12 protein-coding genes are annotated in these 14,302 nt (G+C 52.1%); 8 read left to right on the top strand and 4 right to left on the bottom strand.

Annotated features, from left to right (window positions below; translation table 11 throughout):
• The first annotated feature begins 161 nt into the window (after positions 1-161).
• Positions 162-1,565 (top strand): basic amino acid/polyamine antiporter, encoded by a 1,404-nt coding sequence (locus KNP78_RS08895; protein ID WP_214823760.1) that lies wholly within the window; start codon positions 162-164, stop codon positions 1,563-1,565.
• 41 nt (positions 1,566-1,606) lie between these two features.
• On the opposite strand, the gene KNP78_RS08900 is transcribed toward KNP78_RS08895, so the two are convergent.
• Positions 1,607-3,649, bottom strand: coding sequence for an EAL domain-containing protein (locus tag KNP78_RS08900; protein ID WP_214823762.1), 2,043 nt, complete (start codon positions 3,647-3,649; stop codon positions 1,607-1,609).
• A gap of 156 nt (positions 3,650-3,805) precedes the next feature.
• On the opposite strand from KNP78_RS08900, the gene KNP78_RS08905 reads away from it, so the two are divergent.
• The 3 genes from KNP78_RS08905 (at position 3,806) to KNP78_RS08915 (ending at position 5,847) form a co-directional block, all read left to right on the top strand.
• On the top strand, positions 3,806-5,008 hold the full coding sequence (locus KNP78_RS08905; protein WP_214823764.1) for an ornithine--oxo-acid transaminase: 1,203 nt from the start codon (positions 3,806-3,808) through the stop codon (positions 5,006-5,008).
• Between the two features lie 90 nt (positions 5,009-5,098).
• Positions 5,099-5,506 carry a fluoride efflux transporter CrcB gene (gene crcB, locus KNP78_RS08910; protein WP_214712241.1) on the top strand — a complete coding sequence of 136 codons (408 nt, stop codon included), beginning with the start codon at positions 5,099-5,101 and terminating at the stop codon, positions 5,504-5,506.
• A complete protein-coding gene (locus KNP78_RS08915; RefSeq protein ID WP_214823766.1) occupies positions 5,503-5,847 on the top strand; it encodes a fluoride efflux transporter FluC in 345 nt (114 codons plus the stop codon). Before crcB ends, KNP78_RS08915 begins: the two co-directional genes overlap by 4 nt.
• A gap of 35 nt (positions 5,848-5,882) precedes the next feature.
• On the opposite strand, the gene yhfH is transcribed toward KNP78_RS08915, so the two are convergent.
• Positions 5,883-6,041 carry a protein YhfH gene (gene yhfH, locus KNP78_RS08920; RefSeq protein ID WP_021065246.1) on the bottom strand — a complete coding sequence of 53 codons (159 nt, stop codon included), beginning with the start codon at positions 6,039-6,041 and terminating at the stop codon, positions 5,883-5,885.
• Positions 6,042-6,187: 146 nt separating this feature from the next.
• On the opposite strand from yhfH, the gene KNP78_RS08925 reads away from it, so the two are divergent.
• The 3 genes from KNP78_RS08925 (at position 6,188) to KNP78_RS15850 (ending at position 8,691) form a co-directional block, all read left to right on the top strand.
• Positions 6,188-6,550 (top strand): ArsR/SmtB family transcription factor, encoded by a 363-nt coding sequence (locus KNP78_RS08925; protein WP_214823768.1) that lies wholly within the window; start codon positions 6,188-6,190, stop codon positions 6,548-6,550.
• A 107-nt stretch (positions 6,551-6,657) separates the two neighbouring features.
• Complete coding sequence (locus KNP78_RS15845) at positions 6,658-7,545, top strand: heavy-metal-associated domain-containing protein (RefSeq protein WP_483299153.1); 888 nt, start codon at positions 6,658-6,660, stop codon at positions 7,543-7,545.
• Between the two features lie 3 nt (positions 7,546-7,548).
• On the top strand, positions 7,549-8,691 hold the full coding sequence (locus KNP78_RS15850) for a heavy metal translocating P-type ATPase (RefSeq protein WP_483299154.1): 1,143 nt from the start codon (positions 7,549-7,551) through the stop codon (positions 8,689-8,691).
• Positions 8,692-8,729: 38 nt separating this feature from the next.
• Here the strand turns inward: KNP78_RS15850 and KNP78_RS08935 are convergent, their stop codons facing one another.
• Entirely contained in the window at positions 8,730-9,356 is a 627-nt protein-coding gene (locus tag KNP78_RS08935; RefSeq protein ID WP_034781226.1) for a hypothetical protein, read from the bottom strand.
• A gap of 159 nt (positions 9,357-9,515) precedes the next feature.
• Here KNP78_RS08935 and KNP78_RS08940 point away from each other — a divergent pair, with 159 nt between their 5' ends.
• The gene (locus KNP78_RS08940) at positions 9,516-11,585 is read left to right on the top strand and encodes an alpha-amylase family protein (RefSeq protein ID WP_251128516.1); all 2,070 of its coding nucleotides are present in this window, start codon (positions 9,516-9,518) and stop codon (positions 11,583-11,585) included.
• Positions 11,586-11,627: 42 nt separating this feature from the next.
• On the opposite strand, the gene KNP78_RS08945 is transcribed toward KNP78_RS08940, so the two are convergent.
• Positions 11,628-14,231 (bottom strand): putative bifunctional diguanylate cyclase/phosphodiesterase, encoded by a 2,604-nt coding sequence (locus tag KNP78_RS08945; RefSeq protein ID WP_034781222.1) that lies wholly within the window; start codon positions 14,229-14,231, stop codon positions 11,628-11,630.
• Positions 14,232-14,302: the final 71 nt, after the last annotated feature.

Below are 14,302 nucleotides of genomic sequence, written 5' to 3' on the forward strand. Positions count from 1 at the left end.
AATGCGCAATAAAATTTTTTAAATTATTCGAAAATATAAACATTAGTGAAATAGCTACCTAAACGTCATTGGATTCAGTAGAATAAGGAAATCATCGAATGATTATACATTATCCATGTATAGTTATTCGTCAGACGTCAACTTTTTTTGGAGGGTTTGGAATGAAGGGACAATCAGCCGGAATCGGCTTTTTCGGGCTTGCTGCCATGGTCGTCGGAACGATGATCGGCGGAGGCGCATTTAACTTGCCTGGCGCGATGGCGCAAGGTGCCGGGGTCGGTTCGGTATTGATCGGTTGGACGATCACGGGCATCGGCATGGTCATGCTCGCGTTCGTGTTTCAATTTTTAGCGAATACGCGTCCTGAGCTTGAAGGCGGGATTTATGCCTATGCAAAGGAAGGGTTCGGCAAGTTCGTCGGTTTCAACAGCGGGTGGGGTTATTGGATGTCCGCGTGGATCGGGACGGTGGCGAACATCACGTTAATCTTTAGCACACTCAGTTATTTCTTCCCGATCTTTTCGGCAGAGCATCGGGCGTTTCGATTGATTATGAGCGCGATCGTGATTTGGGGGCTGTTCTGGATCATCTCGCGAGGGATGAGAGAAGCGGCCCTCCTCAATATCGTCACGACGATCGCGAAGCTCGTCCCAATCTTTTTATTTATCATCCTTATCTTGTTCGCTTTCCGGATCGACACGTTCCAAATCGACTTTTGGGGTCAGTCGGGCTTCAGCTGGTCACAGGTGTTCCCGCAAGTGAAATCGACGATGCTCGTAACGTTATGGGCGTTCGTCGGGATTGAAGGAGCAGTCGTCTTGTCATCACGGGCTCGTCATAAACGGGACGTCGGTCGGGCGACGGTGATCGGACTCGTCGGAACGCTTGTCATTTATATGATGATCTCGATTTTATCGTTTGGGGTGATGACCCAGGAACAACTCGCGGCACTTTCGGAACCGTCGATGGCGTACGTGCTCGAGGCCGTCGTCGGACCAGTCGGTGCGACCATCATCAACATCGGACTCCTCGTCTCGCTCTCGGGTGCCCTGCTCGGGTGGACGATTCTCGCGACGGAGATTTCGTACGTCGCGAGTCGTGACGGCGTGTTCCCGAAACTGTTCAATCGACTCAATCGAAATGAGACGCCGGTGAGCGCCTTGTTCATCACGCAAGTCTTCACACAACTCGTCACGATCATCGCTCTCTTTTCGGAACAGACGTACTTGGTGCTCTCGAGTATCGCCGGCATCGCGGCGCTCGTCCCATACTTGTTCTCGGCCTTGTTCGGTTGGAAAGAGGCACGGCGGACCGGAACACGCCCGATGCTCGTCATGTCGGGGATTGCGACGGTATATGCGGCCTGGCTCCTCTATGCGTCAGGCGTCGAGTATATGCTCATCGCCATGATTTTGTACGCGCCGGGCGTGTTCGTTTTCATGTTGGCCGAGCGCGAACAGGGCCGTCCGTTCCTGAGCCGTCTGCAATATATGATTGCGGTCGTCATCCTGTTGGCGGCCACGTACGGCGTCTATGGACTATGGACGGCCACGATCAGCCAATAAAAAAAGTCATCGAACGTCGTGAAGACGTCCGATGACTTTTTTTATTGCTTTCCGCCCGTTAACAGGCGAACGACTTCGATTGGAGGCATCGGCTTGGCGTACAAGAAGCCTTGGAACGAATCGCAGGCAGTTTGCTTCAAATGATCGAGCATCTCTTGGTCCTCGACGCCTTCGGCGACGACGTGCAGATGTAGGCTCTTGCCGAGATGGACGATGACATCGAGCAAGTGCGACTTCGAGGCGAGCCAATCGTCTAAAAAGACTTTATCGATTTTCAGCTCGTCGACCGGGAACGACTTCAAGTATTGGAGTGAAGAGAATCCAGTTCCAAAGTCGTCAATCGACAGGCGATAGTCGAGCCGCTTGATTTGATTCATCCGGGCGATGATTTCATCCGTCTGTTGCATGACGAGACTTTCCGTGATCTCGAGAATGATGTCGGACGGATTTAAATTGAGCTGTTGCTTGATATTTCGGAGCGTATTGATGAAGCTGTCGCTCCGGAATTGGTTCGGTGAAATGTTGACAGCCATCGACAACGGATAATCGACGAGTCGTTGCCATGCTTTCAACTGTTTGGCGGCCTCAAGGATGACCCAGTTATTAATCGGGACGATCAGCGCCATCTCCTCGGCGAGCGGGATGAACTCCGACGGCGGGATTTGACCGAGTTCATCGTGATGCCAACGGAGAAGCGCCTCGAACCCGATGAGCCGGTCGGTCTTCAACTCGAACTTTGGTTGATATTCCAAATAAAAGTGTTTTTCCTCGAGCGCTTGATAGAGCGCTTTTTCGATATGGATTTGACGTGAGAACGCGTCGTCCATGTCTTTCGTGACGAACTGAATCGTGCCGACGCCAATCCGTTTCCCTTTGAACAAGGCGCTCTCGGCACGCGTATATAGTTCTTCTAATGAAGATGTGGCCGATGGATAGAAGACACAACCGATGGAAATCGACACCATGATCGAGTGATGATAAATCCGGAACGGTCGTTGCAGTTCATGTTGCAATTGACGCAGCAACTGGAACACTTCCTCTTTCGACTCTTCAAAGAACAGAAGTCCAAACAAGCCGCCCGACGGATGGAACATGACGCTCGTCTCGGGCATGAACTGAGTGGCCCGGTCTTTGATTTGGATGAGTAGTTCGTTGCCAACACGAGAGCCAAACGATTCGTTGATGATTTTAAAGCGATCGATGTCGAACAAGGCGACATGGACCAAACCGTCCACTTGATCGACAGTTTTTAGGACGTGGGCATATTGGCGAAGCCACCCTTTTTTATTCAATAGACCGGTCAAATCGTTATGATAGGCGAGGTAGTTGACCTCTTGCTCGAGCCGTTTTTTGTCCGAGACGTCAAACCCGAAGGCGGTGTATTGCACGACTTCGCCTTCTTCGCTCAAGATTGGGACGACCGTCAAATTGAGCCAGCACGTGTTCGCCGTATGACGTTCCGAGCGGATGGGCATCTCGCCGTTCCAAATACGGTCGGTCGTAAGCGCTTGAAGCACGTCCTCGGCGATTGGGTCATTCTCGAATGACGGATGGATGAGCTCGAACCAATTACGACCGATAAATTGGTGATCAGGGGCCCCGATCAATCCGCATAACAACGGGTTGATCTCGGTGATTTCCCCATACGCGTTCGCAGCCAGATAATAGGTCGACTGCTCAATCATCGCCTGAAAATGATGGAGTAAGTTGAACTGTTCCGTGCTGATGAGCGGACTAAACCCTTTAGGTAAAAAGGCTAAAAAATAGCCGGTGAAATCGTTGATGGAGAAGGATTGTAAATAGGCGGTCGCATAGACGACCGAACCGTTTTTATGTTTGAACGGCGTCATCGCCGTCGTCGAGAACGGATATTGAAGGAGCAGTGGCGACCACGTCTCGAGCGTATGCTCTAAGTGCTGGACGACCGGGAGCGGGTGGTGAAGGACCTCGTCCCGTTCCCATCCGAAGAGCGTTTCCGCATGCTCGTTCCAAAGAAGGACGTTGCCGTCGAGGTTGATGTAACAGCATGGGACAGATAAAGCATCGATGAACTCGTCAATCGGCAAATCGCGCAATGAAGCCACAGCATTTCCTCCAATCTACATCAAATGAATCGTACTCTACGTTCAGTGTACCTTATTTTCCCAACCCGAGGAATGGGCAAGTTGGTCGTTGTCAAAAGAAAGACGGTCATCATATACTGAAGGAGTAAGATAGTTTTTTGATAAGGGGGAAATCAAATGTCAAAGACACAAGAAGTGATTGAATTGACAGAGAAGTTCGGGGCGCACAACTATCATCCACTTCCAATCGTCATCTCGGAAGCGAAAGGGATCTGGGTGACGGATCCAGAGGGGAACCGCTACATGGATATGTTGAGTGCCTATTCGGCCGTCAACCAAGGTCATTGTCATCCGAAAATCATCCAAGCGCTAAAAGATCAGGCGGATAAAATCACGCTGACGTCACGTGCGTTTTACAATGATCAACTCGGTCGTTTCTACAAAAAAGTGGCAGCGCTTACAAACAAAGAGATGGTGTTGCCGATGAACACGGGTGCGGAAGCAGTCGAAACGGCTGTCAAAGCATCACGTCGCTGGGCGTATGAAGTGAAACAAATCCCAGGCCAAGCGGAAATCATCGTCTGCTCGGGCAACTTCCACGGCCGAACGATGGCGGCGGTGTCGATGTCGACAGAAGCGGAATATCAACGCGGATTCGGGCCGCTATTGCCAGGGTTTAAAGTCGTGCCGTACGGTGACATCGATGCGTTCGAGGCGGCCATCACTGAAAATACGGCGGCGTTCATCGTCGAACCGATTCAAGGCGAAGCCGGGATTATCATCCCACCGGTTGGTTACTTGAAACGTGCCAGTGAGCTCTGCCAGCAGCATAACGTGTTGTTTGTGGCCGATGAGATTCAATCGGGGCTCGGTCGCTCAGGCAAATGGTTCGCCATCGAATGGGAAGATGTGGAGCCGGATATGTATATTCTCGGAAAAGCGCTCGGGGGCGGCGTATTCCCGGTATCATGTGTCGCAGCCAATGAGAGCGTCTTGAGCGTATTCAATCCAGGGTCGCACGGGTCGACGTTCGGCGGGAACCCGCTCGCGGCAGCCGTGTCGATCGCGTCGCTTGAAGTGTTAGAGGAAGAACAACTGCCACAACGTTCACTTGAACTCGGGACGTACTTCATGGACCGATTGAAATCGATCGACAATCCACTCATCAAAGATGTACGTGGGCGCGGTCTGTTCATCGGAATCGAATTGACAGAAGCGGCACGTCCTTATTGTGAAGCGCTCAAAGAGCGCGGTCTGCTCTGCAAAGAGACGCATGAGACGGTGATTCGTTTGGCGCCACCACTCGTCATCACGAAAGAAGAGCTCGATGAGGCGTTCGAGGCGATTTCGGCCGTGTTCGCACCAGCCGCTATTTCGTGATTGCGCATCGCTTGTTATAATGAATACAGACTCAAACACCTGTCTCGCGACGTGCTCGCGGCAGGTGTTTTTTTGAAGGGAGACGGGGCCATGCTCTATGTATACGTCGGCTTGGCGGGAGCGCTCGGTGCCTTGGCACGTTATGGAATCGGGACAGGCATCGAGACGTTTTGGATTGGTATGTTTCCGCTCGGGACGCTGCTCATCAATTTATCAGGAAGTTTCGCGCTCGGTTGGCTGACACACTTTCTGTTTCGGTCCGGACGCCTCTCCCCGAGTGTCGTCACCGCGGTCGGGACAGGGTTCATCGGCTCGTTTACGACGTTCTCGACATTCAGTGTGGAGACGATTGAATTGCTAGAGGCTGACGCATTCGGTTCAGCTCTGCTTTATGTGACGCTCAGTCTCGGACTTGGGCTGTTCAGTTCATGGCTCGGATTTTGGTTTGGGCGGCGACGGTTCGATCGGGCTGTCATGCGAGAGGGGGGAGTACGATGACGCTTCTCGTCATCATGATCGGCGCGTTCTTCGGGGCGATGGCGCGATTCGGGGTCGGTCAGTTCGTCAAAACCCGGACGACATCGGCGTTCCCATGGGCGACGCTCATCGTCAATGTGACTGGTTCGTTTGGACTTGGGTATTTATACGTGGCGAGTGTTCACCAAACGCTTATGCTCGGTCTCGGTGTCGGCTTTCTCGGTTCGTTCACGACGTTCTCGACGTTCAAGCTCGAAGTGATGCGGTTCGTCGCCAAAGACTGGCTTCGTTTCGGGATGTATTTGCTTGCGACCTATGTACTTGGTCTGCTGGCAGCCTATCTCGGTTATCATCTGCCATGAAAAATCCCTCGGAAACTTGTTCCGAGGGATTTGTTTTATTCGCTAAGTTGCAGTTTTTCAGCACAAGATGGGCACGTGTTCTCGTAAGACTCGCACTGCTCATCCATCTGTTTTCCACATTCTTGACACGTCTTGTCCGGTAACTTCCGATAAAATTCGACGGAAGATTCAAGTCGGCTTGCCCATTCATTCATTGTAACTGCCCCCTTTATTTAAGTAACGTAGCTGTTATGTTGTTTTGATTGTATTATAACAGTAGTGTGTAAGTCAACAATAATATATAACAGATTTATAAATCGGATTTTGTTAGAATGAGAGTACAGAAAACGAGGTGAGACGGATGAAAGCACCCCAGTGTGAAACAATCGCCATTCAAAGTGAAGATGTGACGGTATTACAACGGGCACTGACAGACCTAGATGCGGTTCGAGTCAGTCGGTTGTTCAAGGCGTTCGCCGATCCGACCCGGCTCAAAGTGTTGTACGTCCTGACGTTAGAACGGGAACTGTGCGTCTGTGATGTGGCGGCTGTGATCGGACATTCAAACGCGACGGCGTCGCATCATCTACGGACGTTGCTCGAGCAAGGGCTTGTCAAATATCGAAAAGATGGAAAAGTCGTCTACTACTCACTCGACGATGATCACGTCCGACTACTCGTCGAGATTGCGATGGCCCACAGTGCCGAACAAATTGATACGTGACAAAGAGCCAGCTGGGATTCCAGTCGGCTTTTTTTCGGTTGTAATTGTGATGGAACAGCGTTACGATATATTCAAATGAACGTTTGAATGTAAAGGGGCGAGATAAGATGAAACGGGATGTATTACCTGTCGAAGGGATCACATGTACGAACTGTGCCGCCAAAATCGAGAAAAGCGTGACGGGAGAGGACGGTGTCGCCGCTTGTCAAATCGATTTTGCGACAAGTCGAATGATTATCGAATGGGATGATTCGAAGGATCGCACGAAGACGCTCCGCGCCATCGAAGCGACGATGGGGCGAATTGAACCGGGTGCACATTTTGTCAAAGACGAGGCGGAAGTGCCGATGTCGGGTCGCTTATTGTGGCGGTTTGGCGTCGCGTTCGCCCTGCTGCTCGTCGGTCTGTACACCGATTCGCTCTTTGTGTACGCGATTGCCTATGTGGTCGCAGGCTATGACGTCGTCTATGCCGCAATTCGTAACGTATGGCATCGGGAATGGTTTGATGAAAAATTTTTAATGACGATTGCGACGATCGGTGCGATTGCGATTGCGGAGTATCCGGAAGCGGTCGCCGTCATGCTGTTCTACCAGCTCGGTGAATACTTCCAAGCACGGGCCGTCCACGCCTCGCGACGGTCGATTCAATCGCTGTTGAACATGAAACCGACGATTGCGCGCGTGTTCGAAGATGGACGTGAAGTAGAAAGACGTCCTGAAGAGGTCGCGGTCGGTAGCATCATCATCGTTCGAGCAGGCGAACAGATCCCGATGGACGGTCGTGTGCTGCGAGGCTCGAGCTCATTGGATACGGCGTCGCTGACAGGTGAGTCGTTACCACGCCCGATCGGTCCCGAGGAAGACGTCCTTGCGGGAATGGTCAACCTTGACGGGCGGCTCGAAGTACGAGTCGAACGCCCGGCGACTGAATCGAGCCTGCAAAAAATGATTGCCCTCGTCGAACAAGCGAGCATGAACAAGGCGAGAACGTAACAGATGATCACACGGTTGGCGAAAGTATACACGCCGGTCGTCGTCGTGCTCGCGGCGGTCGTCGCATTTGTTCCACCACTGTTTGTCGGAAATCTCGAGGAATGGGTATACCGGGCCTTGATTTTCCTCGTCATCAGTTGTCCATGCGCCTTGGTGATTTCGATTCCACTCGGCTATTTTGGTGGGATTGGAGCAGGTTCACGGCGGGGCATCCTAGTGAAAGGCGGCGAATATTTAGATGTGCTCGCCGAAGTCGATACGGTCGTATTCGATAAGACCGGTACGCTCACGACCGGCCGCTTTGAAGTGACCGATGTCGTGACAAACGGGGAGCTGACGACAGACGAGTTGCTTCAGCTTGCCGCCCGTGTTGAGATGGCCTCCACGCATCCGCTCGCAAAAGCAATCGTCGAGCATGCGGGTCCGGTCGCACCGTTCTCGATGATTCAAGAAGAACCGGGATACGGGTTGATGGCGATCGACGGTGAAAACCGCATTTACGTCGGCAGCGCCCGCTATGTTCAAAAGTTGGGTTATCCAACCCCGGCGGAGACATCGGGGACGATCGTCCATATCGTCAAAAATGACCATTGGCTCGGCCGAATCGAGTTGAGAGACAAAGTGAAGCCAGATGCGCAAGAAACGATTCAAGCTTTGAAGCGCTATGGTTATCAGACGGTCATGTTGACCGGGGATCGGCAAGAAGTCGCAGCCGCCGTCGGTTCGGCAATTGGAATCGATGAAGTGAGAAGCGAATTGCTTCCGCATCAAAAAGTCGCAGAAGTCGAACGGTTGGCGGCAACTGGCAAGGTCGCTTTTGTCGGTGACGGATTGAACGATGCGGCGGCGCTCGCACGAGCCGATGTCGGACTCGTGATGGGCGGCGTCGGGAGTGATGCAGCGGTCACGGCAGCCGACCTCGTGCTGATGAACGACGCTCCGCGAGACGTCGTGGCAGCGATTGAATTAAGTAAGCGGACACGGCGGATTGTTTGGCAAAACATCACGTTCGCGTTCGGTATGAAGGCGCTCTTCCTCTTGCTCGGTCTCTTCGGACTAGCCTCGATGTGGGAAGCCGTGTTTGCTGACGTCGGGGTTGCCTTGCTCGCCATCGGGAACGCCGCACGTCTCATTCATTCCAAATAAAAAGACCTCACAATGGAAATTGAGGTCGAGGGATCGTCTCATTGGAGACGGTCTTTTTTTCGTGTTTTGAAGAGGAGAAACAGCAAAACGAGCAGTGCGGCGATGAGCAAGATGGCAATCGACGTGAGGGCTTGAATCAACACATCGATTTGATTCTCGGTCGCGACGAGTTGTTTGCGGATGTCTTCATACTGTAGTTTCTTCAATGCGCGCAAATCTTCGAGGATCGTTTGGCGCTGATCGGTCATCGTCTCGGCTAGCTCGGTCGCGGCCTCGAGATCGCCGCGCTCATATAAGACAAGCACTTCGGCGGCGCCTTGCTCCCATATTCCGTCACGGTAAAGCAAATCAATCAGCGAGCTCGGTGTGCGCGGGTCGTTCGTGATCGACGTCTTCAACTCTTCAGCTTGCTGGGACATACTGTAATACGATTCTAAAAAACGTCGGTCTTCGTAGGCGAGCAACCCGCGAATGGCGTTGGCTCGTTCAATGTTAAAATACATGATCTCTTCGATGGCATCATAGGAATCGAGGCGTTGACTATGAATCGACTCGAGCTGATGTCTCGTGTCTCGAAGTTGAAACCCAAAACCCGCAAGGATCAGCGCGGATAAAAGTGACAACAAGATGAGTAAGGTCAGCCATTTCTGTTGGGACACGGTCATCCCTCCTTCCATACAATCGTACAATATTTACCGATTTCGTCGCAAAATATTTTTTTGGAAAAGGAAAATTTCGGGTAAAGGTATAAATATATAGTAAAGCGTTTCTTGTTATCGTTTACAATGAAATGAGGAACGATTTCATTCATAAGGAGAATACACATGCCAGAGAACTCATCGTTACACAAGTTACACCAGGTCTTGAAAGAAAAACGAACGAACATGGAATACGACATTCCGGCCTTGTGGAACCGCCTGCAATTCCCTTCAGAGCCTGTCCGAGATGGCGTCGAACGGGTCAATCCTTACGATTTTTTAATCGAGACGATTGAAAAAGCGATTCTCCCGCATGCGGTCGACGGACGGGATTATCATCAGTCGGTCGCCCAAGCGGATGGATATCTTCAAACGGGCGGCGATTGGATCAAGCGTGCCTCCGTCTATTCGATGCAAGTCCGGACCTCGACGTCATGGGATCATGATGGTTCAGGTTATGTCGAGATGGAGAACTCGGTCGGGATGAAGGACACGGGAACGTTCGTCAAAACGCTCGCGCTAATCCCGCACTTGCTTTATATGGGAATTGACACGTTGTTCCTATTGCCGATCTCGCAACATAGCCACAAAAATAAAAAAGGCGAATTTGGTTCTCCTTATGCCGTGCAAGACTTCTTTGGAATCGATGAAGAACTGAAAGAGACGTTGACGGGAGACGGGTTGACGGTCGAAGAAGAGTTCGCCGCGTTCGTCGAGGCGTGCCATATGGTCGGGATTCGTGTCGTCATCGATGTCATCCCGCGCACATGCGCCCGTGACAACCGTCTCATTCTAGAAAACCCGGAATGGTTTTATTGGATCCCGGTGACGGAACTCGACTACTATCACCCGCCGCACGTGCCCGGTATCGGAGAAAACGTAAAACCAGAGCACGCTTTCTTGCCAATGATTTACGGGTCGGAAGACGTATGGGCGCATTTGCGTCGCTTCTCGATGGCGCCGAACCTCGTTGACGCGGACAAGTGGGAGACGGTGAAGACGTACTTGCTCGAGCACCCGGAAGAGAACTTGCTCGCGGTCATCGAGCGTGAGTTCGGTTTGACGACCGCTCCAGCTTTTTCGGATTGTATCAATGACCCGCAACCGCCATGGTCGGACGTCACATACTTCCGTCTGTTTCTCGATCATCCGACAGCGGCAGCGCCTTACGTCAGCGAGGCGAACTTGGCTCCGTACATTCTGTTCGATTCGATCAAGTCGAATCAATTCCGGGGCGATCAAATCAATGAGCCGCTATGGGCGATGCTCGCCGATATCATCCCGCACTACCAGCGCGAATTTGGAATCGATGGGGCCCGCATCGATATGGGTCACGCCTTGCCGGTCGATTTGGCACAACGAATCCTTCAACAGCCACGCGCACTCGACGCCAACTTCAGTTTCATCGCTGAAGAATTGATCGAAATCGGAGCGTGGGCAGCGAAAGAAGCGGGCTATAACATGATTATCGGCTACGGGTTCTATAAAGAACCTCGATTCGATACGCATGAGACACACCAGTTCATTTATGACTCACGTTTCTTACCGTTGCCGGTGTTCGCGGCCGGAGAGACAGCGGACACGCGCCGCGTGGCGACACGGGACGGGGGACGGCAAGCGAGTCGCTTGCTCACTGTGTTGAACGGCTTCGTGCCGAACGGGGTCCCGATGACGAACTCGGGGCTCGAACTGTATGAGACGCAACCGATGAACACCGGGCTCGACTGCCGACCGGAAGAAGCGTACCAACTCTTCCCGACCGATCCGTACTTTGGTAAGCTCGCCTTCTTCGACGCGTATCAGTTCCATTGGGATCACCCGGAACGAGACGAGATGATCGAACTCATGCATCAAGTTGCCGAAGTGCGTCGTCGTTGGTTGGACGTCCTCGTCAACCCGAGTCATTTCGAACCGCTCGCGATGACGCACATGGATGCGCCGTTCATCGGCCTCGCTTGGCTGCGTCCGGATACGAACGAGACGCTCCTTGTCGTTGCCAACACGAGCATGCATCATCCGCTGCAGGGGAAAGTCCCGCTCGACGGGGTGCGCCGCCGTAACTGGAACGCAAGCCGTTTCGCCGAGATGGTCTACTCACCGACGTCATGGCCGTATGCCGAGCACTCGTTCGATGAGAATTGGGACCTGTGGGTCGATTTGAAGCCGGGCGAAGTCAAAATTTATGAGATGAAATAAGCAAATGCCCCGAACCGGTAAACCGATTCGGGGCATTTTTTGTCACATCGTCTGCTTCATGTAGTAGATGACAAACTCATCGAGCGGCATCGGCTTCGCATAGCGATACCCTTGCATCGAATCACAGCCGATCTTTCGTAAGAAGTTCTCTTGATATTCTGTCTCGACCCCTTCGGCGACGAGTGCCATCCCAAGTTGTCGGGCCATGGCGACGATCGTCGCGGTGACGGTTTGATACTCCCGGTTCTCTTCGAGTTGCATCGTGAACTCGCGCGGAATCTTTAACTCGTCAATCGGATAGCGGACGAGATAGGCGAGTGAGCTGTAGCCGGTCCCGAAGTCATCGATTGACAGTTTGATGCCGAGCGCCTTGAGTTCGAGGATCCGTGTCAACACCCGGTCGGAATGGTGGGCGGCGACGGTCTCGGTCAATTCGAAGTTGAGTCGGCTCGGTTCGATTGGAAAGCGCTCAAACAAAGTCGTCAAATACTCGATTAAATGTTCATCGAACAATTGACGGACGGAGAGGTTGACCGACAATTTCGGCAAATTGATGTCTCCTTGCTCGAAGGCGTACATCAATTGGAACGTCTCATGGATCATCCAGCGACCGAGATCGTGGATGTGGCCCGTCTCCTCGGCGATCGGGATGAATTGGCTCGGCGGGATGAAGACCCCATCGCGTTGCCAGCGCATGAGCGCCTCGGCCCCGATGATGGCTTTCGTCGAGGCGTCGACTTGAGGCTGAAGGTAAAGCGAGATCTCGCCTTTTTCAAGGGCGGTGTCGAGCCCTTCCATCAACAGCTTGCGTTCTTCTTTATCCGCACGCAGCTCTGGCGCGAACAGGACGGTCTCATTACGTCCCTTGTCCTTTGCCTTGTACATCGCGAGGTCTGCGTTTGAGAGCAAGTGCTTGAGCGTCGATCCGTGGTCGGGATAGCGGACGATGCCAATCGACGCATGGATCTCGACGAGCGTTCCGCCCATAAAGTAAGGCGGGCGATAGACGAAGCGTCGCAACCGTTCGACTAACATCTCATCATCATCATGTTCGGCGACGACGATGAACTCGTCACCGCCGAGCCGTCCCGCGTACTCGTTCGGCAACAAGGCACCTCTTAGTCGTTTGCCGATGTGTTGCAGCAATTCATCGCCCATATGATGGCCGAACTGGTCGTTGATCTCTTTGAAGCCGTCCAGGTCGGAGAACATGAGCGAGAATCGTCGTCCTTCGGCGATGAGCCGTTCGATTTGTTCTTGCAACGCGTAACGGTTGTGTAGTCCCGTCAAACTGTCATGATTTGCTTGATAGTAGATTTGTTCTTGTTGCACGATCATTTGGGTGATGTCTTTGACGATGGCATAAATGCCTTCGACTTCCCCGTCGATAATCATCGGGATGTTCATCAGCTGCCAAACTCGCTTCGCCCCGTCCTCGGTGACGACATCGACGTCGAGCGTACGCGGGCGACCGTTCTTCAAATCATGCAATACGGTCGCATAGGCGGACCGGTCTTTTTGTTCGATGATATCTAATATGTTGGAACCGATGAGTGTCTCTGTGTCATGACCGAGCACCGAGCTGCCGGCCTCGTTCACGGACAACACTTCACCGTGAAGGTCGAACAAGAAAATCGGTTCGGCATGATAGGCGAACAGGGACCGATACTGTTGCTCCCGAATTTCAAGCTCATGTGCTTTCGTCGTCACTGCGACTTCAAGGTCAGTGTTGACGGTATGTAAGCGGTGGCTGATCAAGGCATTTTGCTTGGCGACGACGAACTGACGAATGAGTAGCAACAAGACGGCATTCGCGGTCATCGAATCGAGCACGGATGTACCGAGCAACCGATCGGAGGCGAGCATGAACAGCATGACGATTGTGCTATAGACGACGTAATCGAACACGGAGTCATGGACGAGCGCGTCCTCGGTCGATTCATCAAACACGTAACTGATGGAAATGATGAAAATACTGGTCACTTGAAGCAAATGAATTAACTCGTGGCCGATGCCGTTGAAGATGAGCAATTGGTTCAAAATCGAAGTGGTCGTGAAGCCAAGAACGCCGACCAATAACAATACGCGGAAGCTCTGACCTGCCGAAGTGATTCGATTCAAGTAGAGAAAGCCGAGCATCATGTACAGACTGATCAACACCATCTGTTCTTCAAACCCATTCAAGTTGGCGGCATAGCTCCCGTTCTCGCTCGAATAAATGAACAGATGCATGGCGCCGATCAACAGAAAACTGAGCAAGGCGAAGATATCAAACGTTCGCAGTTTCAATGTCCGAATCTCAATCGACTGGGTGATCACGATCAACGACATGATTAAATAAAAGAAGTTTTGGATGAACGGCATAAGCTCAATTCCAGTTGACATGACGAAGTGATGACCGACTAAATAGGCGATGAAACAAACATTTCCGGCGCTAATCAGTAAATGGATGTAGCGACGCATGCCGCGATTCCGAAGGACGGCGGTGATGCTGAAGGCAGTCGCGATGAGCGTGACCGCCGTAAAATAGACGAACAAACTCGTCTCCCTCAAGTCATAAGGGGTGAACAGGATCAATAAAAGGCCGAGAAAAAAGGTCCCGACGAGCAAAGCGGGGACTGTTTGGCGCAACGAGTGGTTGGTCAACTCATGCACCTCCTTCTGTATATGTCTAAGAGGCTCATCATTATTATCGGATTGTTTATGGATTTGTTACA

This window comes from Exiguobacterium sp. s28 (genome assembly GCF_018618135.1).
Taxonomy (GTDB): Bacteria; Bacillota; Bacilli; order Exiguobacteriales; family Exiguobacteriaceae; genus Exiguobacterium; species Exiguobacterium mexicanum_A.

What these genes read in the sequence shown, in the direction of transcription:
- yhfH (WP_021065246.1), bottom strand. Translation starts at nt 6,041, where the DNA reads ATGAATGAATGGGCAAGCCGACTTGAATCTTCCGTCGAATTTTATCGG.
- KNP78_RS08940 (WP_251128516.1), top strand. Translation starts at nt 9,516, where the DNA reads ATGCCAGAGAACTCATCGTTACACAAGTTACACCAGGTCTTGAAAGAA.
- KNP78_RS08935 (WP_034781226.1), bottom strand. Translation starts at nt 9,356, where the DNA reads ATGACCGTGTCCCAACAGAAATGGCTGACCTTACTCATCTTGTTGTCA.
- KNP78_RS08895 (WP_214823760.1), top strand. Translation starts at nt 162, where the DNA reads ATGAAGGGACAATCAGCCGGAATCGGCTTTTTCGGGCTTGCTGCCATG.
- KNP78_RS08905 (WP_214823764.1), top strand. Translation starts at nt 3,806, where the DNA reads ATGTCAAAGACACAAGAAGTGATTGAATTGACAGAGAAGTTCGGGGCG.
- crcB (WP_214712241.1), top strand. Translation starts at nt 5,099, where the DNA reads ATGCTCTATGTATACGTCGGCTTGGCGGGAGCGCTCGGTGCCTTGGCA.
- KNP78_RS15845 (WP_483299153.1), top strand. Translation starts at nt 6,658, where the DNA reads ATGAAACGGGATGTATTACCTGTCGAAGGGATCACATGTACGAACTGT.
- KNP78_RS15850 (WP_483299154.1), top strand. Translation starts at nt 7,549, where the DNA reads ATGATCACACGGTTGGCGAAAGTATACACGCCGGTCGTCGTCGTGCTC.
- KNP78_RS08915 (WP_214823766.1), top strand. Translation starts at nt 5,503, where the DNA reads ATGACGCTTCTCGTCATCATGATCGGCGCGTTCTTCGGGGCGATGGCG.
- KNP78_RS08925 (WP_214823768.1), top strand. Translation starts at nt 6,188, where the DNA reads ATGAAAGCACCCCAGTGTGAAACAATCGCCATTCAAAGTGAAGATGTG.